General features: G+C 41.3%; 14 protein-coding genes. 4 read left to right on the top strand and 10 right to left on the bottom strand.

Annotated features, from left to right (window positions below):
* Window positions 1-7: 7 nt before the first annotated feature.
* The 4 genes from QYC40_RS01400 to nagA form a co-directional block, all read right to left on the bottom strand.
* A complete protein-coding gene (locus QYC40_RS01400) occupies window positions 8-3,466 on the bottom strand; it encodes a TonB-dependent receptor (protein ID WP_301991983.1) in 3,459 nt (1,152 codons plus the stop codon).
* A 189-nt stretch (window positions 3,467-3,655) separates the two neighbouring features.
* Window positions 3,656-4,888 (bottom strand): DUF1343 domain-containing protein, encoded by a 1,233-nt coding sequence (locus QYC40_RS01395; RefSeq protein WP_301991982.1) that lies wholly within the window; start codon window positions 4,886-4,888, stop codon window positions 3,656-3,658.
* Window positions 4,889-5,652: 764 nt separating this feature from the next.
* On the bottom strand, window positions 5,653-7,305 hold the full coding sequence (locus QYC40_RS01390; protein WP_301991980.1) for a glycoside hydrolase family 10 protein: 1,653 nt from the start codon (window positions 7,303-7,305) through the stop codon (window positions 5,653-5,655).
* A 72-nt stretch (window positions 7,306-7,377) separates the two neighbouring features.
* Window positions 7,378-8,487 (bottom strand): N-acetylglucosamine-6-phosphate deacetylase, encoded by a 1,110-nt coding sequence (nagA, locus tag QYC40_RS01385; RefSeq protein ID WP_301991979.1) that lies wholly within the window; start codon window positions 8,485-8,487, stop codon window positions 7,378-7,380.
* 102 nt (window positions 8,488-8,589) lie between these two features.
* Here nagA and QYC40_RS01380 point away from each other — a divergent pair, with 102 nt between their 5' ends.
* The 4 genes from QYC40_RS01380 to lipB all read left to right on the top strand — a co-directional run bounded on the left by QYC40_RS01380 (window position 8,590) and on the right by lipB (window position 13,614).
* Entirely contained in the window at window positions 8,590-8,976 is a 387-nt protein-coding gene (locus QYC40_RS01380; protein ID WP_301991978.1) for a RidA family protein, read from the top strand.
* A 528-nt stretch (window positions 8,977-9,504) separates the two neighbouring features.
* Window positions 9,505-11,610 carry an ATP-dependent DNA helicase RecG gene (gene recG / locus QYC40_RS01375; RefSeq protein ID WP_301991977.1) on the top strand — a complete coding sequence of 702 codons (2,106 nt, stop codon included), beginning with the start codon at window positions 9,505-9,507 and terminating at the stop codon, window positions 11,608-11,610.
* An 87-nt stretch (window positions 11,611-11,697) separates the two neighbouring features.
* Window positions 11,698-12,888 (top strand): GTPase HflX, encoded by a 1,191-nt coding sequence (gene hflX, locus QYC40_RS01370; RefSeq protein ID WP_301991976.1) that lies wholly within the window; start codon window positions 11,698-11,700, stop codon window positions 12,886-12,888.
* A gap of 27 nt (window positions 12,889-12,915) precedes the next feature.
* The gene (gene lipB, locus QYC40_RS01365) at window positions 12,916-13,614 is read left to right on the top strand and encodes a lipoyl(octanoyl) transferase LipB (protein ID WP_301991975.1); all 699 of its coding nucleotides are present in this window, start codon (window positions 12,916-12,918) and stop codon (window positions 13,612-13,614) included.
* Between the two features lie 73 nt (window positions 13,615-13,687).
* Here lipB and QYC40_RS01360 read toward each other — a convergent pair whose 3' ends face one another.
* The 6 genes from QYC40_RS01360 to QYC40_RS01335 form a co-directional block, all read right to left on the bottom strand.
* Window positions 13,688-14,806, bottom strand: a complete 1,119-nt coding sequence (locus tag QYC40_RS01360; RefSeq protein ID WP_301991974.1) for a TlpA disulfide reductase family protein — start codon at window positions 14,804-14,806, stop codon at window positions 13,688-13,690.
* A 4-nt stretch (window positions 14,807-14,810) separates the two neighbouring features.
* On the bottom strand, window positions 14,811-16,283 hold the full coding sequence (locus QYC40_RS01355) for a PKD-like family lipoprotein (RefSeq protein WP_301991973.1): 1,473 nt from the start codon (window positions 16,281-16,283) through the stop codon (window positions 14,811-14,813).
* A gap of 10 nt (window positions 16,284-16,293) precedes the next feature.
* The gene (locus QYC40_RS01350; protein ID WP_301991972.1) at window positions 16,294-17,061 is read right to left on the bottom strand and encodes a DUF4843 domain-containing protein; all 768 of its coding nucleotides are present in this window, start codon (window positions 17,059-17,061) and stop codon (window positions 16,294-16,296) included.
* Window positions 17,062-17,065: 4 nt separating this feature from the next.
* On the bottom strand, window positions 17,066-18,559 hold the full coding sequence (locus QYC40_RS01345; protein ID WP_301991971.1) for a RagB/SusD family nutrient uptake outer membrane protein: 1,494 nt from the start codon (window positions 18,557-18,559) through the stop codon (window positions 17,066-17,068).
* Window positions 18,560-18,562: 3 nt separating this feature from the next.
* Window positions 18,563-21,952, bottom strand: a complete 3,390-nt coding sequence (locus QYC40_RS01340) for a SusC/RagA family TonB-linked outer membrane protein (RefSeq protein ID WP_301991970.1) — start codon at window positions 21,950-21,952, stop codon at window positions 18,563-18,565.
* Window positions 21,953-22,186: 234 nt separating this feature from the next.
* A complete protein-coding gene (locus QYC40_RS01335) occupies window positions 22,187-23,314 on the bottom strand; it encodes a FecR family protein (RefSeq protein WP_301991969.1) in 1,128 nt (375 codons plus the stop codon).
* Window positions 23,315-23,373 lie beyond the last annotated feature (59 nt).

Raw genomic sequence — 23,373 nt, 5'->3', positions numbered from 1 at the left:
CTAAAGTTTATAAGCCAATCTGAATACCTAAAGAAGCGGACTTGAACGACGGTGTACCAGTACCTGTTCTACCCAAATTATAGTTGCCATCTGTACGTAGCATACTATTTCCAGAGATAGTTTCCGGATCGATCGGTAAACCACGTAGGTTGTCAAATGTGAAGAAGTTCTCTAATGACACGTAGATACGCGCATTTTTTAAGTGAATTCTATTTAACACATTTTCTGAAACCGCATAACCAAAGGTGATATTCTTGATTTTGAAGTAAGACATATCCAATAGGTAACGAGTTTGAGGGCGCATTACATAGCCTTCGTCTACACCACCTAAGTTCCAAGCGCGAGGATAGAAAGCATCTGTACGATCCGCTTTCCAGAAATCTTCCGCAATAGCTTGTGGCATTGCACCATCCTTCACATGATAACCAGGAATAGCTAACTGACCAGAACCCCAAATCTCACGTTTTCCAACTCCTTGTAGGAATACGGATAAATCGAATCCTTTCCAGTCTGCACCTAAACGGAAACCATATTCGTAACGTGGCGTTGAGTTACCGATTACGACACGGTCACCAGGATTACCATTCGTATTATCACCGTTTGTGATATAACCATCGCCATTCACGTCGACAAATTTTACATCACCAGGGCTCATGATCATAATACCATTACCATCCTCAAAGAATGTTTGGTACACCGGATTATTCCCAGCTAATTGATTCGTTACTTTCGATACACCTTCGTGAACAATCGTAACTTTCTGATGATTGCCATCAGCGTCGTACAAGAAGTCTTCTTTTTGGTATAAACGATCCGTTACATAACCATAGATATCACCATAACGTCTTCCGGTCGAATAGGCACTATTCACCAAGCGGTTTTCCCATGGAGTTGCCCAGTCTGCACCTTTCGTAATTACGGTAATCGCATCTGCTAAATTCGCATTTGCAGAAAGTCTTAGACCATTATCAAATCTGTGCGAATAGTCTAATGCAATTTCCCATCCTCTAGTTCTTAAGTTACCATAGTTTCCTTCAGGAGCTGCGCTTTGACCAAATGTTGCCGGAGGTACTTCCCCTGGAATGATCATATCTTTGGTATAGCGTTGGAACCATTCGAAAGTAACACCCAACTTATTGAAGAAACGCAAGTCAGCACCAATATTCGAGTGCTCAATATTTTGCCATGATAAGCTTCTTTGAACTGCAGCAGGGGTGCCTAACTGATAATATTTGAGACCTTCACCATTCAACCAGTTGTTCTGAGTAATCGACATGGTAGGGATGTAAAGGCTGTTTGACACCGATTGGTCACCGATACTACCCCATGAACCGCGTAATTTCGCAAAACTTAATACAGGGTTTAGGCTTTCCATAAAACGCTCGTTCGATAAAATCCATCCTGCTGAGAAAGAAGGATACCATTTCCACTGTAAGTGCGTAGGGAATTTCGAAGTACCATCATAACGAAGGTTCGCCTCTAACAAATATTTATTAGCGAAAGTGTAGTTCGCACGTCCGAAGAAACCAACTTGAGAATCCCAATCGGTATCACCGCCACTTTCTTGAACACCGGTAGCAAATGGGAATTGTGGATTTTCTTCATTGATTAAATTCGTACGTCTCGCCCAAGAGTCCTCCCACTTGTTAGCGACCATATTGGTACCTAACATGAATTTAACTTCATGCTTATCAGCAATAACTTTGTTATAGGTGGTGAAAGCGTTGAAGGTATGTTTTTTAGAAAAATATGAGCGACGATAAATATTCGATTGCTCTTTCGTAATATATGTTTCCACTGGGAAACGGTAGGCTGGAATTCCACCATTGTCTGTAGGAATACCATTCTCATCTACATAAACCGGATTTCCGTTTTCAATCCATGCAACAGGCGCATACCAGTGCCAAGCACCTCTGAAAGTTGGCATAGAAGTTCTATCACCGTTATTCTGCGTGCTGTAAGCATAGTCCATCTTCAAATCCCAACCGTCCATGATATCAATGGTTGTACCTAAGTTTAAGTTTAAGTAGCGATTGATTTTCTCTGCTGTGTGTGCATTTTTAGTATCGAAATACGGGTCGCGAACATCGGTATCATGCTCTTGTGCTCCAATAGGGAATAATCTCGACCAACGGTATAAATACAACCAAGGGTCAGAACCAAAACCCGTTGCTGAGTTCGGATAACGTTTGGTCCCATCAGAATACATTGCCCCCCCACGAAGTGTCAGGATGCTATTTACTTTTGTAGAAATATTTGCAGTTGCATTATATCTAGTGAAATCATCATCCTTTGCAGGCTTCATCATCCCTTGTTGACCTAGATAACCCACACTCATGTTATAAGTTGTATTTCCGCTTTTTCCGTTCAATCCTAGATTATGTAAATGCGAAAATGCATTGTCTTTAATCATCACACTTGCCGGATCATATAAGCGCAAACCGTACTTCTCACCACCTTCGAAATACCAGTCACGGCCATAAAGAACAGGATCATGATCCTTCACAACTCCGCCCCATTTCTGTTGCCATTCTTTAATCTTTTCGAAGCTCTCCCGGTTAACACGCCAGAAACCACCAGCAGGACCGGCAGCTTTCATATTTTCATGCGCCTCTAAGGTGTACTCTAAACCATCGATACCTGCAATCTCAATAGGTTTCATTGGGGATTGCAAGGAAAGATTATTCGAGTAAGTCACATTGTGCGAATCGCCTTTTGCGCCTTTCTTCGTCGTAATCAAAATAACTCCGAATGCTGCTTTCGCTCCATAAATAGATGAAGATGCCGCATCTTTTAATACAGAGATCGATTCAATATCATTAGGATTTACCATATTGATACTTGGAATCTCTACGTTGTCTACTAAGATCAATGGATTAGAAGACCCTTTGATGGAAGCTACCTGACCACGAATCTTCATTACCGGATCAGAACCAACCTCACCAGAGGGGATAACGACCGAAAGCCCTGGTATCGTACCTTGCATACCACGACCTGCATCTGGAATCGGACGGCTACCCATCACTTCTTCCACATTGATGGAAGAAACGGCACCTGTAAGGTGTTCCTTTTTCTGAGTACCATAACCTACTACCACAACTTCATCCAACACATCAGCTGCGCCTTCCAAAGTCACGTTTACTGTGTTTCCAGCAACTGTAACCTCTTTAGAGTCATAACCCACGAAAGAGATCCTCAATTTGGAGCCTACCGGAGCTGTGATCGTAAATTTACCGTTGCCATCTGTAGCAGTTGTCGTTGATGTACCGATAACTGTTACTGTTGCACCAGCGATTGGTCCTTCAGCACCGGATACGGTTCCTTGCACCGTATTTTGTAGAACTGAAGAAGCATTCGTCCAGCTTGCATTTTTTCTAAGGTTACTTGCAGTCGAGGCCTCAGCAAATGAAGCGTAGGACGGCATAGTTAAGCCTAGAGCGAGAGAAAAGAGTAGAAGTCTTCGCATTGCTTATCGATTAAAATTAAAAAGTTTGTTTTATCATAATTCGGCGTTTTCATTTGTAGATAATGAATAAACCGTAACTAATTTACAGATATTTACCTGATTTTATAATTCTTTATGCGTTTTTGTAAGTGTTTGCGCAAAAAGAAAAGCAAAGAGGCCCAAATGTTATTTGAGCCTTTCGCATGTTTTTCAATTAATATCAGGGTAGATTAAATATTTTTTACGCATTTCTTTATATTCTTTCAACTCCGGCTCCCAACTCTTGCGAATTTCATCTTCGGACTTTCCAGCAATAATATCTTTACGTAATTGGTCGGTACCTGCAAGTTTATCAAAGAATTCAGCGCGGCTGAAGAACTTGGACTTGTCTGGCATCTTATTATAAAAATGTAAAATATACTTTAACGTGAACTTCTGATCATCTGCATTTAAGCTACGAAGATCAAGTCCATACAATTTTTCGCCTTTACCTTCTACATGCTTCACCATTCCCGCTTTCTCGCCTGGCGTATAAGTGAAATCGCCATAAACAGGGTTGTTATACCCTACAACCTGGAAAGGCCAGTCTGTCCCGCGACCTACAGAGATCTCTGTTCCTTCGAACAAGCATAAGGATGAATATAGGCGTACAGAAAGGTGGTTCGGTAAGCTCGGTGAAGGAATAACAGGAAGTTCATACATTTTGCTGTGATCCCAGTTTTCTACAGGAATCACCGTTACCTTACACTGTTTTCCACCTTCTAACCATTTCTCCCCATTAATCATCTTCGCAAGCTCACCCACAGTCAAACCGTGTACCATCGCGATCTTATGAAAGGAAACGTTAGATTTAAATTTGTCGTCTTTACGAACAGGTCCATCCACCTGATCGCCACATGGATTAGGGCGATCCAAAACGATCAATTCCTTATTATGCTTTGCACATAATTCCATCACACGATGTAAAGAGGTGATATAAGTATAGAAACGAGCACCTACATCTTGCAGATCGAAAATCATAACATCGATCGACTTAACGATAGAATCTTGCTTTTCGTTTCCGCCGTAAAGCGTAAAAAGCGGCAAACCCGTTTTCGAATCCACAGCATTGTCTACCTTTTCGCCACGCTCAATGTCGCCACGGAAACCATGCTCTGGCGCGAATCCGAACTTCAAATCAACTTTCTCACGCAACAAAACATCCAATAAATGCTCTTTCTGCTCACCTACAACCGATGTTTGATTTCCCATGATGCCCACTTTTTTACCTTTAAGCAAAGGCAAGTAAGCTTGAAGCTGATCAGCTCCCGGAACAATAAGATTTGCGTTGTTTTGCGGTTTCTCTTGTGCAACTTCTTGTTTCACCACTGTTTTTGACGTGATTCCACAGCTGTTTGTTAAGAGAACTCCGAGTAGTGCAGTATGCAGCAAAAATAGTTTCATAAGTATTGATTTGGCCCAAATAAACAGGTATTCTGTACTTTACCTCGTAAAATTAAAACAAATACCGCATATAAAAGCAATCGATAGCGTAAATCCTACAACTTTAAGCAAAATAACGCAGTAAACACGCATAAAAACGAAAACGCATGTTTGCGAGCGTTTCCTGAAAACCCTGCAAAAACATCAGTTTCCGAAAGATTTAGCGCTTTTACCCCACATAGTTGACTGAATACATAGTGTACAATTAACACGTTTAAGTAACAATAAGGTGACAATTGAGCATTTTGTAACGCAACGCTCGCGAAAAACACAAAACATTCTTTGTTGATAAGCGTAGCCTACCCAATTTTTATGCAGTTTACAGCTCCTATGCAGGGTGGAAATATTACGAAACGGTTATAGCTGAACTGCAGAAATTGTAGCTAATGGAAATTATACAGAATGAGGAAACATAGCTCATGCGATTATGCTCCTCCATGCTTCGGTCTGACCTCGCTCAGGTTAAAGCCCTTTCAAACCCAATACAAACCCAATACAAACCCAATACAAACCCCAATCATAACCGCTCCGAAAGGGGTTTGATAGGGGTATAGTTGGGATATAGTTGGGGTATAGTTGGGGTATGACTAAAATAAAATCTGTCGCGTTTCCATTAAACTAATAATAAAGATACGTGCTCTTGTTGATCATTGAAAACAGACATATTCAGAAAAAAAAAGGCTGTCTTAAAATATAAGACAGCCTTTCTTCTTTACTTAATATTATTAATCTTCGATATTCTCTCCGATATAATCACCTTCATTCCCGAGGCGGTCAATTGGCTTCACGGCAATTGCGTTCAGTTTTTGTCCGTTCTTGGATTTCGGGAAACTAATTTCTGTTTGTGGTGCATCTAGTATCTCCACGCTCCATGTGTCGCCATAACGGGCATAAGCCACCCATTTAAATACCTGCTCCGGCTGCTTGTGTAACCATTTTGCAAATATGCTACTTGGTTGTTTTGTCAACATCAACGTAGGTTTCAATATAGGATTTGCAGAAAGCCATGGTGATGCGGGCACTAAAGCACGTTGGCTATAAGGTCCTTCGTGCAATGCTTTAAGCATGGAAGGATTTTTCGTCAATCCTGCGATACTCCAGTGCACTGCACCGACCGAATTAGGAACGACTTGACGCGTCACTTCGATTTGTCTTTTGATCTCTTCCACACGGTTTGGCGACCTCACTTCAACCGTATTTAAGCCTGGCCATAAATGTCTATTATGGGTGTTTTCAGATTGCCACCACTTCAACAGGCTTGTAAAACTTTGCCTTGGAGGGTCAATCGGCCAGTAAAGCTGAGGCGTAAAATAATCGATCCAGCCTTCATTCAACCATAATTTTGCGTCGGCATAAAGCTCGTCGTATTGTGAAGAACCCGTCACGCCTGCAGGATAGCCGGGCTTCCAAATACCAAAAGGACTAAGACCGAACTTCACATGCGGTTTCTCTGCTTTAATTTCAGTATAGACGCGTTTGATAAATTTATTAACATTATCTCTGCGGAAATCAGCACGACTTAATTTTCCTCCAGATTGTCTATAAGCGTTCCATGTCGCATCATCCGGGAAGTCAGCGCCTCCGTTGTAGGTCGCATAGGGATAGAAATAATCATCAAAATGTACCCCGTCGATATCGTAACGTTTGACGATATCATGTACCACCGCAGCAGCATGGTCTTGCGTTTTTTGGCTCGATGGATCAAACCAATACATACCGTTTCTAAGGCGCACGACATGGTCTGCCGCTTTTCTTACCATGGATTCGCTGGTAACCGAACCGCCATTTGAATGGTGGGCACGGTAAGGATTTAACCATACATGAAGCTCCAACCCTCTTTTATGCGCTTCTTCTACCCAAAACTCCAAAGGATCATAGTATGGTGAAGGTGCTTTACCAATTTGTCCGGTCAAGAAGTACGACCAAGGTTCATAAGGGGAGTTGTATAAGGCATCTGCCGAAGGGCGAACCTGAAAGATCACCGCGTTGAAGTTGTTTTCTTTCAACATATCCAACAAGCGGATCGCTTCTGCTTTTTGTTGCTCCGTTGATAGGTTATTTTTACTTGGCCAATTGATATTCGCGACTGTTGCGATCCAAGCAGCACGGAATTCACGTGGAACCTGCGGCAATTTCGCCGTAAAAGCGGGCTTAGCCTTTTCTTTTTTTTCTACTTTCGACGCCTGTTGTACAGGTTTTGTTTCTGCAGGTTTCTCCGCGTCTTTTGTTTCAGGAACCTGATTGGCAACCTGTGATTCCTTCGCTATTTCCGTTGGATTTTGTTTAGCGGCTTTGCTCTGCTTGTTCTTTGAACCGCAGGAAACGCCAGTAAACAATACCGCAGATAACGCGCAAAGACTAATAAATCTTCTCATCATATACAGTTTCTTAACTTACAAAACTACATCTTTTTGCACGTTTATGTCAAATTGTAACCTATAAGTTATACGTTAAATAATCAATTGCCCCTCAAAAACAACTTGTTGCACGCGATATTCCGAATCAAAAACGAGGATATTCGCCAGACTTTGGGATCTCAAATTCCCGATGTCATCGCGCGCAATTTGGCGTGCAGGATAAAGCGTGGCCATGCGTAGCGCTTCGGACAGGTCTATACCGACCTGCTGCACGCAGTTTTTCACCGCCTGCAATAAAGACAACGCAGAACCGGAAAGTGTACCGTCCGGCATGACGTAATGATCGCCGTTCAACACATGTTGATAGACGCCCTTGTTGCATGCAGCAACCGCATCCGTTATTAAAAACAGACGCTCGCCCATCAATTCTTTGCTGAGTCGCACCGCTTGATAATCCACATGTATACCATCAACGATAATAGAGGCTGCCACGGAAGCATGCGAAAATGCTGCACCCGGTATTCCAACTTCCCGATGATGGAATGGCGACATGGCATTCCACAAGTGTGTTACCATACCTATCCCCTTATTAAAGGCAGACGTTGCTTGTTGATAGCTGGCAGTACTATGTCCAAGCGTTAAGCGGATACCCTGCTCCTGCAGATAGTCGATGCATTCCTGATCCATTAACTCTGCAGCAATGGTCATTATTCTAACCACATCTTGACCCTGTAATAAATCTTCCAACAAAGGCTTCGTTGCTTTGATAATGAGTTCTTCGGGATGTGCTCCTCGTTTTGCAGGATTTAGGAAAGGACCTTCCAGATGCAAGCCTAAAGCTACTTTGGACTGCGCTTTGCGAAACACATTGATGGCCGTTTTGAAAACCGCTAAGGTGTTTGTCGCCAAGGTGGGCATATACGATGTACAGCCCTGCTTCAGTAAGTTATTATCTATTCTAGAGAGGGACTCCACGGTCAACTCGGCAGAAAACAGGTCATTGCCCGTACCATAAATTTGCAGGTCGATTAGCCCCGGACAGATATTGCCTCCTTGCACATCGATTACCTCAAAATCACCGGGAATCTCGCTCACTGGCACGATTGCTAGGATTCGATCTCTGTTAACAAGTACAGCATGGTTATCTAAGACCTGATATTCCGTAAAGATCCGGCCATTGCTTAAGGCTAGGTTTTGATTCATCCTGCAATATAGGCAGTTTTCATTTTTTTCTAAATATTCAACGCTCTAATTGTATCTTAGTCCTTATTAGCATGTAACAGAAAAGAATAAATCTATACGATTATGTCACAAAAAGAAATCTTAAATACCGACAAAGCCCCTGCAGCTATCGGTCCATACAATCAAGCCATTAAAGCTGACAAGACTTTATACGTTTCAGGGCAAATCCCCTTGATTCCGGAAACGATGGAATTGATCAGCACAGGCGTTGCTGATGAGGCACATCAGGTTTTGAAGAACGTTGGTGCCATCTTAAAAAATGCAGGTTATGATTTTAAGGATGTGGTAAAGACCAGCATATTCTTGAGCAGCATGGATTACTTTGCTACAGTAAACGAAGTGTATTCGGAATACTTCAAAGAAATTCAGCCCGCAAGAGAATGTGTTGCTGTTAAGACACTTCCGAAAGAGGTAAATGTGGAGATTTCCGTAATTGCGTGGAAGGCATAAGTGCAAACAATCCTTTTATTTTATAATGGGTGTCACTTTTTAAACGCATAAAAAGCGGGATGTTTGTATTAAGCAATTCACAACGCTTACTATTTAAATTTGGACACTTTTTTTATACTATAAAAGTCTGCATGTAGCCCTACAGCGCAGCATAATTGTTGAAACACAACCTAAAAAAGCTAGACAACCTGAACAATGTTTAGCTTTTTTGCTTTTTAGTATTTAGTAGTTAGTATTTAGTATAAAGACCAATGACGGCTACTAGGTTGAATACTTTTTTATGGCGGTTGGTTTTAAACCAAGAAAAAAAGTATTTAGTAGTTAGTAATTAGTATAAAGACCAATGACGCTACATCCTGCCCATCCGAGCATCCTTCCTTTCCTGCTTCAAAACAAAACGTGTCAAATGTCTGAAATCTTATGTCTAATATCTCATTCCAGCCCAAGGTCTAACTACTAAATACTAACTACTAAATACTATTCAACAGAAATAGCAAAGATTTTTCATTAATTTAGTGGGATTCCAAGATGGCAGAATTATCGTTAATCACCCCTATTGAATATTTGAAAGGCGTTGGCCCGCAGAAGGCCGATGTACTCAAGAAAGAGTTGCAGATATTTACTATTGGCGATCTGCTTGAATGCTACCCTTTTCGGTATATCGACAAGACCAAGTTTCATAAAATCCGTGAATTGCATCCTGATATGGTTGGTGCACAGGTTCTGGGGCGCTTAGTTTCGTTGCAGGAGGTTGGCGAAAAGAAAGGGAAGCGCCTGCTTGCTCAATTTAGAGACGATACGGGTGTCATGGAGCTGGTTTGGTTTCAAAGTCTTTCCTGGCTGAAGAAAAGTCTAAAGGTGGGAGCGGCTTATGTGATGTATGGTAAACCTACGGAGTTCAATGGGACATTGTCGGTTACCCATCCCGAGATGGAGCTTTATCAGCAAAAAGAGAAGCGCATAGGTAATATGAGCATGCAACCAGTTTATTCTTCTACCGAAAAGCTGAAGAAATTCAACTTGGATAGCAAAGGAATACAGAAATTGCAAGAGGCCGCCTTAGCGACTGTGTTCCGAACCTTAGTTGAGCCTCTGCCACCCTATATCCTAGAGCAACATCAGTTGATGCCTTATGCTCAGGCCTTACTATCCATTCATTTTCCACAGAATGAACAGTTGATGGCTGCTGCAATCCGGCGTTTAAAGTTTGAAGAGCTTTTTATCATACAATTGCGCTTGCTTCGAAACAAGCAGTTGAATACGCAGAAATACCGGGGGCATCGTTTTACGGAGGTTGGCGAGAAATTCAACAGCTTCTTTAGCGAGCGACTTCCTTTCCCATTGACCAATGCGCAAAAGCGGGTAATCAAAGAGATACGGGTTGATACGAATACCGGTGCACAGATGAATAGGTTGGTGCAGGGGGATGTTGGTTCGGGCAAGACGGTGGTGGCTCTGATGAGCATGCTCTTGGCCATTGACAATGGCTTCCAAGCCTGTATGATGGCACCGACAGAAATATTGGCGACACAGCATTATAACGGGCTTAAAGAACTTCTGGGCGATGATATTTGTAATATCAAATTGCTTACCGGTTCGACGCCTAGCAAGGCGCGAAGGATCATTCATCAAGAGCTGGAAGATGGCACGTTGGATATTCTGATCGGTACGCATGCGCTAATCGAGGATAAGGTCAGGTTTAAGAACATCGGTTTTGTTGTTATCGATGAGCAACATCGCTTCGGTGTGGAACAGCGTGCCAAGCTATGGCGAAAAAATACCATTCCACCGCATATGCTGGTGATGACAGCGACGCCTATACCGCGTACCCTGGCCATGACCATGTACGGCGATTTGGATATCTCGGTAATCGATGAGTTGCCGGCAGGCAGAAAACCGATTAAAACGGTTCATTTTTTTGAGAATAAACGACTGCGCGTGTTTGGATTTATGCGCGAAGAGATAGCAAAAGGGCGACAGATCTACATTGTTTACCCTTTGATCAAGGAGTCTGAGAAGATGGATCTGCTTTATTTGGAGGCAGGTTTAGAAGGCTTATTGCGTGAGTTTCCGATGCCGCAATACCAAATCAGCATAGTGCATGGCAAGATGAGTGTAAAGGATAAAGACTTTGAGATGCAACGTTTTGTAAAACATCAGACGCAAATTATGGTAGCAACGACGGTCATTGAGGTTGGGGTCAATGTGCCAAATGCGTCAGTGATGGTTATTGAAAACTCGGAACGCTTTGGGCTTTCACAATTGCACCAGTTACGTGGTCGCGTAGGTCGTGGTGCCGAACAATCTTATTGTATCTTGATGTCGAGCAATAAACTAAGCAAAGAAGGAAGAACTCGATTGGAAACCATGGTGCGTACGAACGACGGCTTCGAAATTGCAGAGGTTGACTTGCAGCTTCGCGGGCCGGGCGACATCTCTGGTACCCAGCAGTCTGGTGTTTTGGAGATGAAGATTGCCGATTTAGCGAAAGATCAAGCGATCCTTTCAGAAGCCAGAAATTCGGTGATACAGATCTTCAAAGAAGACCCTAACCTTACGGCGGAGAAGAACCAGCCTTTAGTACAGATCCTGAACCAAAGAGGCTCGGCGATTTCTTGGGACAAAATATCTTAAAAACCTTACCTTTGTATCCTTGTTCTATACTTAGTAACAAGGGAATGCGTTGAAACACTCCTATGCAATAAACATTAAATATAATACATGGCGAGAATAAAAATATATGATACAGCAGTAAAGCCTGAGACGGCGGTATTGGTCAGTGTGATCACTCCAGATGTTTCAGATCAGACTGCAAAGGAATATTTAGAGGAATTGGAGTTTTTAGTGACGACTGCCGGCGGGATTACCAAAGGCATATTCACGCAGAAGCTTCACTTTCCGGACCGCGCAACATTCGTTGGTAGCGGAAAGTTGGAAGAGATTAAAGAGTTTATCAAAGCTGAAGAAATTGATATCGTAGTTTTTGATGATGAACTATCGCCTTCGCAGCTAAGAAATATCGAGAAATACTTTGAGATCAAAGTACTGGACCGCTCCAACCTAATTTTAGACATCTTCGCGAAGCATGCGAAAACAGCGCAAGCGAAGACGCAGGTGGAGTTGGCGCAGCTGCAATATTTATTGCCACGATTGACGCGTATGTGGACTCACTTAGAGCGTCAGCGCGGTGGTATTGGTATGCGTGGTCCTGGGGAGAGTCAGATTGAGAGTGATAGACGGATGATCTTGAACAAGATTTCCTTATTGAAAGAGCGCTTGCGCAATATCGATAAACAAAACGAGACACAGCGTAAGAACCGTGGCGAGATGATCCGTGTGGCATTGGTGGGTTATACCAACGTTGGTAAGTCGACCATCATGAATATGATTTCAAAGTCGGATGTATTGATCGAGAATAAGTTGTTTGCGACTTTGGATACGACAGTGAGAAAGGTCGTAATCGACAATTTACCATTCTTGCTTTCGGACACGGTTGGTTTCATTCGTAAGTTGCCTCACCATTTGGTAGAGTGTTTTAAGTCGACATTGGATGAGGTTCGCGAGGCGGATGTACTGATTCATGTGGTGGATATTTCGCACCCTTACTTTGAAGATCATATTCACGCGGTAAACGAGACCTTGAAGGATATCGGCGCGGTGGATAAACCGATTATTACGGTATTCAATAAAATTGACGCATACAAGCCGCCAGTAGAAGTTGATGAAGAAGGCGAAGAGATCAAAGTGACATTAGATGATTTCAGAAATTCATGGATGGCAAAGAATTCGGATCCGGCGATATTTATCTCGGCAACCGATAAGATCAACGTGGAAGAATTTAAAGAGAAGTTATATGAGATTATCGTCAAGATGCATAACGCACGATATCCATATAACAACTTATTATATTAATCGAATCAGGAGTTCGAAAAGAGTAGCATGCAGAATAAAAAAGTGCAGTTTATTGACTGGGGCTTGGTAGATTATCAGGAAGCGTGGGACAGACAAGAGGAGATCTTCGCCAAGACGCTGGCAATAAAACACGATAACAGGGTCAACAATACGACATTGGAGACTCCAAATTACCTCATCTTTACCGAGCACCCCCATGTGTATACGCTTGGGAAAAGTGGACACATGGAGTACTTACTGCTGGATGAAGAGGGGCTTAAAGAAAAGAACGCGACCTTCTATAAGATCAATAGAGGTGGCGATATTACCTATCATGGGCCAGGACAGATTGTAGGATACCCTATTTTGGATCTGGACAACTTCTTTACCGATATTCATCTGTATTTAAGGACGCTGGAAGAGGCGATCATTATGACGCTTGCGGAATATGGAATCGAAGCCGGAAGATATCCTGGCTATACCGGGGTTTGGTTGGATCCGGATAATGAGAAGGCGAGAAAGATTTGTGCGATGGGCGTGAGAGCATCAAGATGGGTGACAATGCACGGATTTGCATTTAATGTGAATGCGGATTTGAATTATTTTGGGAATATCGTTCCTTGCGGAATTGATGATAAGGATGTCACGTCGATGGAACGCGAGCTGGGTAGAAAGCTCGATATGGAAGAAGTGAAAGGGAAACTGAAAGGGAATTTGGGAAAACTTTTTGAGATGGAGTTAGGGTGATGTAGACATAAAAATCCCCAAGCAGATTGCTTGGGGATTTTTTTATGTTAACCTTCCGTTTTCCTCGGAGAAATTATTTTATCAATTTCGATAACGCTGCATCTAGCGCTTCGCCTCGAAGATTTTTGGCGATAATTATACCGTTCGGATCGATCAATATATTGGAAGGTACTGCGCGTATAGCATATATTTCAGCTGCAGCATTCGCCCATCCCTTCAAATCTGAGACCTGTATCCAAGTCAGGTTATCTGCCATGATTGCCCGTTCCCAGCTTTCTTTTTTATTATCAAGCGATACCCCTAATATTTCTAGGTTTTTCGATTTATACTTATGGTAAGCTGCAACGAGGTTCGGGTTCTCCTGACGGCATGGCACGCACCATGAAGCCCAGAAATCGACCAACAGATATTTCCCTCTAAAATCACTTAAACTAACAGGATTGCCGTTAAGATCAGGTTGTTCGAAATCCACGGCTTTTGCGCCTACGACCAGCTCCATCCCCTTCAACAAACCCTGCAAACGCTTCATCCTATTCGTTGCCTTTAGCTCTGCGGATAAGCCCGCTAACAAAGGTTTAATCATCGCTACGTCAGGCTTTCCACCCGCGAGGGACTCTAGGAATAATACGCTTAGCTGATTGTTGGGATTATCCTTGATGAACTGAATTTTTGTGTTTATACTGCCTTCCTGTGGAGTTCCAAATTTTGTAAGTAATTCAATTTGTCTTTTCTCCGCCTCGGCCGTTAAGGAGTCTGCTTTTGCCTTTTCCGATAAATAAGCGGTCGAGCTGAATACCGCTTTGCTCGCTTCCATATCCTTCACGTATTCCATGTATGTTTGTGTTTGCTCACCTCCATCGATTACTTTTGGTTTTGAAGAAAGGTCAACGACAGTCTTCCCTGGTGAAAGGTAAAACCAAAAGTCTTTCGGATTTCGTTGTTGAGCTTCAAAACGCTCTCTAAATAAAATCCCGGTATATGCCGTACCTGTAAATTCTTTCTTCAGTGAAAAGCGACCATTCCTGACCATGGCAGAATCGATAACCTGAGTATTATCATCAAAAGAATAATGCAGAATATAGACTTTCTTAGTATCCTTAATATTTCGGCCTTCAAGCTCGAAGGAAGCGTTATGTTGCCCTACGGCGAACAAGGGCGAAAGGAACAATAGGTTAATGATATATTTTCTCATAGTATTAAATTCCAATGTGTAAATCAACTGCCTCTGCGACAGAATGTGGCATAGCAACTTCTAATGTCATTCTGTTGATATCGTAAATATATACGGAAGACTTCTTCTCGCCTGCATAATTGGGGTCATAAGTCGTAATCATTAATTTCCCTTCAGTCATTTTATATTTAGTGATGTAACCAGGAGCATTAGCGGGGAGTGTGACAAATGGCTGGAATTCTAAACCCAGGTAAGATGCTCTATGGATCGTTTTATCGGTTGCCAAATACCAATAATTAGCGTCAAAATCGTAACTCGCAAACCTTAGTATTCCCTCTCCAGGAATGTTTCCTTCTGCTATCTTTTGAAAACTAACCGGTTTTAAATCTCCATTATAGGAAACCCAATAGGCAAACAATCTGCTATCTTTTTTCATTAGATAGACGAATTTGGGGTCGTCATTGAAGTATGTAAGTTGGCTGATTACGAATTCCTGATCTTTGTAAATACTCGTATTCGTAATCTCATCGAACACATTGATATAGGTATAAGAGACGCCGGAACTGACTCCGTTATCCAATAGTCGAATCATCTTATTTTTTGCATCGTAGAAACTGAAGAAATAAGGTGTGTAGAAAGAAGCTCCTGCCATCCCTCCTTTACTAATTGAATAATCTAATTTGTCCGAATTTAATGCCGGAAGGCTGATACCGCCCTTTTGCAAAATATGCAGCTTCCCTTGATTTACCATGTAAATAATCGGGTTATAGGGATCCAATACCACATCTGTTGGTTCGAAAACAAAGTTTTCCTTTTCACCGACATAGCTATCTTTGCTATAAAGCAAGTTTGGTAAAAACTCTCTTGAGTCGACCATAATAACAGGATAGGGCGCATTTTTCATTCCTAATGCTAATCGATTATAGTAATCCCTAGATGAATTTCCATATTGACGATTACCACTAATACTAATAGGATTACTACCTAGTGATATATTTGGAATCAAAACTTCTTCAAATTGATTTTTTTCGCGGATAGTCGATTTACAGTATAAAATTGATTCTCCGTTAGGTTTTTTTGACAAGACATAATAGCCTAACTTGTAGGGATTAATTACATTTACGAAGAAACTATAGGAAGTTTCTATGCCGGTTTTATTATCTGTGACGGTTAAATCTGCGTTCATTTTACCATAGCCTTTATTAGCTATGTATTCAAATTTATTGGTATTTGAAATTTCCTCACCGTCTACCCTCCAACGGAAACTGACATTACTAAGGTCGGTTCCACTTAAAGTTCCGGTAATCGTCGGAGTTATCCTCAATGTGTCCGAGAAAGGCAAATCGTAAATTCGCTGAGCGTTGTGATCGCCTTCGAGCACTCCGGCAATGCTGATCTTATTGACTTCATGGTAATCATAATTCCCCAAATCCTTGGAGCAAGAGATTAACAAAACCGATGACAATAAGCTGTATATAAATATATTAGCAATTTTCATTTTTGTTAATTTATGGTAAAAGAATACGTTCTTTGCTGGTATCAGCATCGGGATAAACAACATGCTCTTGAAAGTAATTTTTCAGCACCTGTATATACATAAAGGTGATAGGATACCACCCCGGGTTTGCAGAGCTCGGCATATTATTCCAATAGTATATGGGGCCGGGTTCATTTGTTGTAAGGTGGGGAGACATATCGGCCCCCAGATAATAAATTTGCATCCATTTTTGCATCACTTCCTTATAAAATGGACCCATTACTCTCGACCAAGCATTCCACCAAGTAGGCTGAATCATGATATCGCTAAAAACGATCTTCATTTCGCTGTTATACTGATGACCAACGCGGAAGTTTTCGTTATCCTTGAGGTTAAGAATCACGAACATTTCCTTCGCTGCTAACTGTTTGCCTCTTTTGATCTTAATATATAACGTATCGATATAGCGGTCGGCAGCAATAGTTGGTTCAGAAATCTCAATCAACGCGCTATCATAGTCTGAATTGGGATTGATCTCGTAGGAATAGTTTCGCGCTTCATGTTTTGCTACACCTCCAATGGCGATTGGAATTGCAATTGTCTTTTCCTGCCTACCTATTGCCGTATCAGTAGCGAAACTATAGTAAACACTGTCTAAAAAGCGCTCTTTAGGTCGATTTGACAAATCTGGCAGCGCGAAACTTATATAGGAGTCATCTGCGGAGAACTCAACTAAATCATTTTCTTTACAGCCGCAAAAAAAGATGCTGGCTATGATGATGATAAATAACTTTTTCATATCCTTAATTTTGCGGGTTATATAAATTCTCGTCAGCTGGAATCGGAAGCTTAAATATCGCTAGTGATGGAGCTACCGGAGTCGATCGAGGGATTGCTCTAAATAATCTTTTATATTCTGCGAACATCGTCCCTTCGCTAATATTCTCTTTCCTCACCTCTTCAAAAATTAAGTTCTTAATATTTCCCTCAGTCCTAGAAGCATCGAATGACAAGTTGATCGTCAGGCCGCGCGCTGCTCGCACTTTGTTTAAATAAAGCATGGCCTTGGCGGGATTCGATTTAGCATACTCCTCCGCTGCGATCATATAAATCTGATGTAATCCGATCAACTTACTTTCGAAGTATTTACGATAGTTTAAATCGGTATATAAGTAAGATTGTGGGAAATGGTATTTGACAACTTTTCGAACGGTTGATGAATTGCTTGACAGGGCAAACCAGTTGACCAATCGCACGTCATTCAACGAACCGTGATCCGCCGCATTATACAAGCCGTTCAACAGTAGCGTATAGTTGGGAAACAATAATGGGGAAGTCGTAGAAGAGGAAGGATTTTCAATCAATGGATTCACCTCAATATTAAAATTTAACAATTCAGGATTCATCAGTGTGAAAATTGACTCCATTGGCATTCTGCGTTCTATCGCCTGTGCCAATTCGCCGGAAGTCGCTAAATGAATAGAATTACTTCGAGACTCCAATTCCTGAATTAATTCTTCAGCGTAGGTCGCTGCAGTCTTACTGTCGCCGGCCCATTGAGCGACCATACTTTGCATCGCCACAATAGCATAATAGTTCATTCGAGCGCCCCGGTGATCAATTAAACTATTGTACTTCTCATAACCATATTGATTAAGGTTAGCATTTCGTGTTGTCGTACGAATTGGATCTCCCTCCAGCAGCTTTTTAGCCTCTGCGAGTTCCGCATTCAATTTGTCGATAACTTGACCTGCCGTCGAAAATTTCACGCCTTTATACCCAGTTTTGTCAACGTAGGGTATCGCTGTTGCATTAAGGCCTTCTTGACTGATTACAGGCCCAAAAAGTTTTAATAATTGAAAATGTAAGAACGCTCGTGTTCCAATGGTCTCTCCTCTTACGATATCATGAAATGGGTCTGCTTTAATTGCATCGATATTCTTCATGACCGTATTCAGCTGATTAATAATCTGATAGGTTACTCCCCAAATATCTTCAATATTCTTAACAGGGTTGGGATAACCGTATTCATGTCTCGAACCCCGATAGTAATAGTGGGTAGTTCCTAAATTATTATATGTCGCTCCTAGAGTTTCTAAGAAGCCGTACTTCATTTCCTTTCCGAACATCGCTTTGGTCGTCATGCCCAAGTAAGCTCCGGCTAGAACAGATTCGAAACCTGAACGGTCAGTTAATAGATCATCTTCGTATGCTTTGTTAACCGGGTTTACATCTAAAAACTTTTCACAACTGGCAAAAAGTAATATCGTGATAACACTTAGTATTATTTTCTTCATTTTTTAGAATTGAATCATTACACCTAAATTATACTCTCTGGCGTAGGGATATGTAATCCCACGTTCCATTCTGACTGTACTTAACCTCAACGCGTCGTTCATGGAAAAATTAAGCTTTAAACGCTGCAGCTTTAACCGCTCTAAGACAGCAGATCTAAAGTCATAGTTTACATTGATGGCGGACAAGCGAAGGAAGCTTTCATTCTGAACAAAACGATTAGAAATCTGCGTGGTCGATTGGTCTGAGATTGATTTATATTTAGCAATATCTCCAGGCTCTCTCCAGCGTTCCTCTAATATTCTTTTATCACCATTCACATAAGGTTTATTATTTTCAATCTTGTTCATCAAGGTCTCGTTGAAGATATCTCCGCCGATTGAATAATTGCCGATTACTTGAACAGATAATCCGCGGTAATTGAATGAAGTTCCAATATTTCCATAGAGGTCCGCTTCTTTATTGCCTACGACTACCTGATTCCTCGCATCCCAGGTATAAGTCACATCGCCATTTAGCGCTCTGTACATTTCACGACCGTTAGCCGGATCAATTCCTAAAGATGGAATAGCGCGCAGAATCGTCAAAGACTGTCCTTCCTCATAATAAGTTGAAGGTTTGATAACATTACCCGATGCATCTGTTGACACTAGGGACTCATTCAGCTCTCTAAGTTCATTGGAGATAGAAAGTAGTTTGCTTCTATTTTGTACTGCACCCACGTTCAAATACCATAGAATAGCGTTATCAGAACGTTCTAACAACCGTATATTTGCCATCGCTTCGAAGCCTTTATTGCTTGCTTTACCCAAATTCGCAAAGTAAGTACCTCCCGGGAAACCGAAAGAAGGAGCGACAGTAACCTTTGAAATCATTCTATTGGTAATTCGATCATAGTAGGAAAGGTTCATCGTTACGAGGTTATTGAACAATGAAATATCCGTTCCAAAGCTCCATTGCATTTGCTCTGGCCAGCGTACATTAGGGTTTCCCTGGCTTACGGCTACTGCTGCATATTGGTTATTGTAAAACATCCCACTCAAAAAGTTGAATGCTGAGCTCACCATGCCTGCGTTAAAATTGCTTACTGTACTATTTGTTCCGACATTGGCGAATAAGCGAAGGCGATTCACATATTCGTTTTTAAACCAAGGTTCGTTATGAACGTTATAGGAAAGACCTGTACTCCAGAACGAAGCAAATCTATTCTCTTTTCCATAAATGGACGCTCCATCCGACCTTCCTGTCAAACTAAAATTATACTTGTTATCATAGGTATAATAAAAATTGCCTATGAATCCCAATTCTCTTACAGGAGTAGAGTTTGATTTCGGAAGACTATTTGGCGAGTAGGTTAATGCCATTTGAGGCGTCATGAAACGATCATCAATATATCCACTCAACAAATGCGAATTCCCTGTTATATCAGATGATCTGATTTCAGAAATCGCTGCAGCATTTATTTGATGTTTATCGAATGACTTACTGTATTGAAGCTCCAAACGACCTTCGTATGCAACCTTAGAAGAGTCGCCTAAAGCATAGCTTCCTTTAAGTTTGGGGTCTGTTACGTTGTAAAATTTTGTGTTGAACGGAGAGGTATATTCATCAAAATTATGCATTTCCCGAGAAATAGCTGCCTTTCCACGTAGGATAAGGTTGGCATTGATAAACCATTCTAAGGAAAGGTTATTACTGATATAGTGAATTTTATTCTCGTCAATATGTCCTTGCTGAGCATTATATAACGGATTAAAAAGCATTTTTTCGCCAAATTCATAAAACTGTCCGAGTTCCCCAAAACGAACGATATAGTTGCCGTTATCATCCTTCATACGTTCGTATGGGTTCAATAAAGTATATTGCTCAAAGCTCCCATAAGGACTGTTGTAAGCCTTAGTATATTGATATGAGGCTACGTTTCGAAAGGTAATCACGTTAGGAATTCGATAGATTAGATTAAAAGAAGCCCCGCCTCTTGTACGGCCAGATTCCTTCATAACGCCTTTGTAATCGTTGTAATGTCCCTCTAAACTATAACGGACGTCATTTCCTCCACCTTCCATTCGTATACTATGCCCCAAGGAGAATGTATTCCTTACAGGCTGCTTAAGCCAATAGGTATCCACTCCCGATTGTACATTTCGTAGTCGGGCGTTATAAAGGTTATTATACATTTCCTGCTGCATATTATTCCAAACAGGATCTGTTGAGTTCGCTATGTATATACCCGCTAAACGCTCGTACTCAAGCTTCTCCGCAGCATTCATTACGTTGTAATCCGAAAGGTCAACAATCGAACTTGTTGGTTTTACGTCGTAGGTAACAGTAAATTTCCCATCCTTCGGCATTCTCGTTTCAATTACAATTACTCCATTTCCTCCTCGCGATCCGTATAAACTTGTAGAACTTGCATCTTTTAAAATTGATATGGATTCCACCCGATTGACATCTAAATCGTATAGAGTCGACAGTGCCACCTCGAAGCCATCTAAGATCACTAATGGCGCATTCACTGCGTATTCACCGACGCTAGATATCCCTCGAATATTGATCTCGGGAAGTGCATTAGGATTTGAACCCGCATTTACGCGCTCATCGACTTTAAACGATGGATCCAATGCCTGCAGCATGCTGAAGATGTTTCCTGTGTTAAACTTTTCAATCTCCTTACGAGTCACCGTTGTTGCCGCTCCGGTAAAATTCTCTCGACGCGCTTTCGTATACCCCGTTACAACCGTCTCTTCGATTTCCGTATTTGTTGCTTTCATCGTAACGAGAATTTCTCTTCTTTTCCCCACATTGATTACTTGTGACTCGAAGCCTACTATGGAAACCCGTAACTCTTGATTTACAGAAACTTCGACACTAAACTGACCTTGTGCTTGGGTGCGGCCAAGAGAACGTCCAGATTTCATATCCTGTATATTAACTCCAGATATGGGTTGGCCTTGTTCGTCATTAACCTGTCCCCTTAAAATGTACGTTTCTTGGTTGTCCGAGGAGCTGGATGGAATATTCGAGTGGGTTGAGGACTGCTTTGGCCTCACTACAATCGTATTATTCCGGTAGATTAGATTGATTGGCTGATTTTTCGAAAGCTCTTGAAGAACAACTTGAATATCCTTGCCCTGTACATCGATACTTACCGGGTTTGTGCGCTTCAGCAATGCAATATCACCAACTAAATCGCTTTGGGTTTGTCTACTCAATTTGTCCAACACAGTCGCCATCGTCGCATTCGTTTCTTTTAATGAGACTGATTGTGCAAGTAACACACCTACCGTCAATGAAAAGATTAGACTGCAGAACCCCTTTGCAGCCGCAACATAAGGCCATCTGCTACTTCGTTCTCGGAAGCCTTCCTTAAAATTCAGGTGCTTTTTGAATTTCATAAATAATAATTTGTTAGTTATTGATGGTTGTTTTTAGGTCGCATTCCAATCGTAAAAATTTCGGCTCAAAGATTATCTATGGAGAATCTCTATTTGAGGTTCAATTAGATATTTCTATCGACCGACTTCAATGAATTGGTTTGCTTTCGATTGTAAAACGAGACAGTTGGAGTTTTGTCCCTAAGTTTTTTAAAAAAGAAATTTTCAGCGTACTAGCAACTAATAGACTGGGATTTAGGGCTGCGTCGCTTTTTTAAGATAAAGTACATTTTTATCGAGTTCATAAGTTAACGGAATAGCGTCCGAAATAAGGCTCAAGACTTCTTTTAGACTCTTTTTCCTATTAATTCTGCCATACAAAATACTATTCTTGATGGAATCATCTACTACGACTTCTATTCCATACCAAGCCGATATCTTCTGTACAACCGCATCGAGTGTCCTGTTGCTTAAATTAAAATAACCATCTTTCCAATCGAGATACTGAAATATATTATCACTATAACTTACTGTACCCTCTGAATAAACTTGCTTCGGCAACAGTGTGACGTTAAAGTCCAACTTACTAACCTGATCATTTAAATCCCCTTTAGCAATAGAAACCTTACCGTCAATTAATGCCGTAACATTTGATTTCGTGAAATCCACGTTGAACTTTGTTCCTAAAACAGCAATAGTATGGGTTTTCCCTCTCACGTAAAAAGGGATTTTGCCGTATTCATTCTCTTGATGTGCAACTTCAAAATAGCCTTCTCCCTTGAGTTGTATCTCGCGCATATCGGAAGAAAAATTGATAGGGTATTTAATCTCCGAATTCACATTTAGCCATACCCTACTGCCATCAGACAGCATCAGGCTCGCCGTACTTCCGGCTTTCGTACGCACCGTATTGTATACAATGTCTGTTGTTGTAGGGTTTATGATATATTTAATTTCGCCATCGTCCAATTTCGTGATAAAATACTTGCCTACATTTAGGGTGTCGCCAATATGAAGACTGTCTATGTTGTATTCTTTATTGTCGTCAAGAACAATGATAGGACTGGAGGATTTCGGTGCAACATATTGGGCTAATTGAGTTTCTATATCGTTGTTAGATTTCGAATTCAACCAATAAAAAGAAATACCTACAACCAATACCAAGCTTGCAGCAACAGCAATAATCCAATTCCATGAAATTACTTTCTTGGTTGAAACTGAATAAACCTTTTCGTCTAGAGAATCCAACATAGCTAATACTTCTTGATCGCCCAACGCTTCTTCGCCATGATATTGATCAAACCAGGCCTCAACTGTAGACTTTTCCTCTTCAGTCGCGATTCCTTGATTATATCTTTTCAATATGTTTTTGTCTAAACTCATAAGGTTTCCACTTTGCTATGCCAATGTATTTAGTCTTTAAAAAAAACGAGTAAAATGGA

This window comes from Sphingobacterium sp. BN32, assembly GCF_030503615.1.
GTDB lineage: Bacteria > Bacteroidota > Bacteroidia > Sphingobacteriales > Sphingobacteriaceae > Sphingobacterium.
The sequence above is the reverse complement of the archived record's forward strand: the minus strand, read 5'-3'. Positions and strand labels throughout refer to the sequence as shown.

Bases quoted from the DNA above. Each gene is read 5' to 3' on its own strand.
- QYC40_RS01400 (WP_301991983.1), bottom strand. From the start codon at position 3,466: ATGCGAAGACTTCTACTCTTTTCTCTCGCTCTAGGCTTAACTATGCCG.
- QYC40_RS01395 (WP_301991982.1), bottom strand. From the start codon at position 4,888: ATGAAACTATTTTTGCTGCATACTGCACTACTCGGAGTTCTCTTAACA.
- QYC40_RS01390 (WP_301991980.1), bottom strand. From the start codon at position 7,305: ATGATGAGAAGATTTATTAGTCTTTGCGCGTTATCTGCGGTATTGTTT.
- nagA (WP_301991979.1), bottom strand. From the start codon at position 8,487: ATGAATCAAAACCTAGCCTTAAGCAATGGCCGGATCTTTACGGAATAT.
- QYC40_RS01380 (WP_301991978.1), top strand. From the start codon at position 8,590: ATGTCACAAAAAGAAATCTTAAATACCGACAAAGCCCCTGCAGCTATC.
- recG (WP_301991977.1), top strand. From the start codon at position 9,505: ATGGCAGAATTATCGTTAATCACCCCTATTGAATATTTGAAAGGCGTT.
- hflX (WP_301991976.1), top strand. From the start codon at position 11,698: ATGGCGAGAATAAAAATATATGATACAGCAGTAAAGCCTGAGACGGCG.
- lipB (WP_301991975.1), top strand. From the start codon at position 12,916: ATGCAGAATAAAAAAGTGCAGTTTATTGACTGGGGCTTGGTAGATTAT.
- QYC40_RS01360 (WP_301991974.1), bottom strand. From the start codon at position 14,806: ATGAGAAAATATATCATTAACCTATTGTTCCTTTCGCCCTTGTTCGCC.
- QYC40_RS01355 (WP_301991973.1), bottom strand. From the start codon at position 16,283: ATGAAAATTGCTAATATATTTATATACAGCTTATTGTCATCGGTTTTG.
- QYC40_RS01350 (WP_301991972.1), bottom strand. From the start codon at position 17,061: ATGAAAAAGTTATTTATCATCATCATAGCCAGCATCTTTTTTTGCGGC.
- QYC40_RS01345 (WP_301991971.1), bottom strand. From the start codon at position 18,559: ATGAAGAAAATAATACTAAGTGTTATCACGATATTACTTTTTGCCAGT.
- QYC40_RS01340 (WP_301991970.1), bottom strand. From the start codon at position 21,952: ATGAAATTCAAAAAGCACCTGAATTTTAAGGAAGGCTTCCGAGAACGA.
- QYC40_RS01335 (WP_301991969.1), bottom strand. From the start codon at position 23,314: ATGAGTTTAGACAAAAACATATTGAAAAGATATAATCAAGGAATCGCG.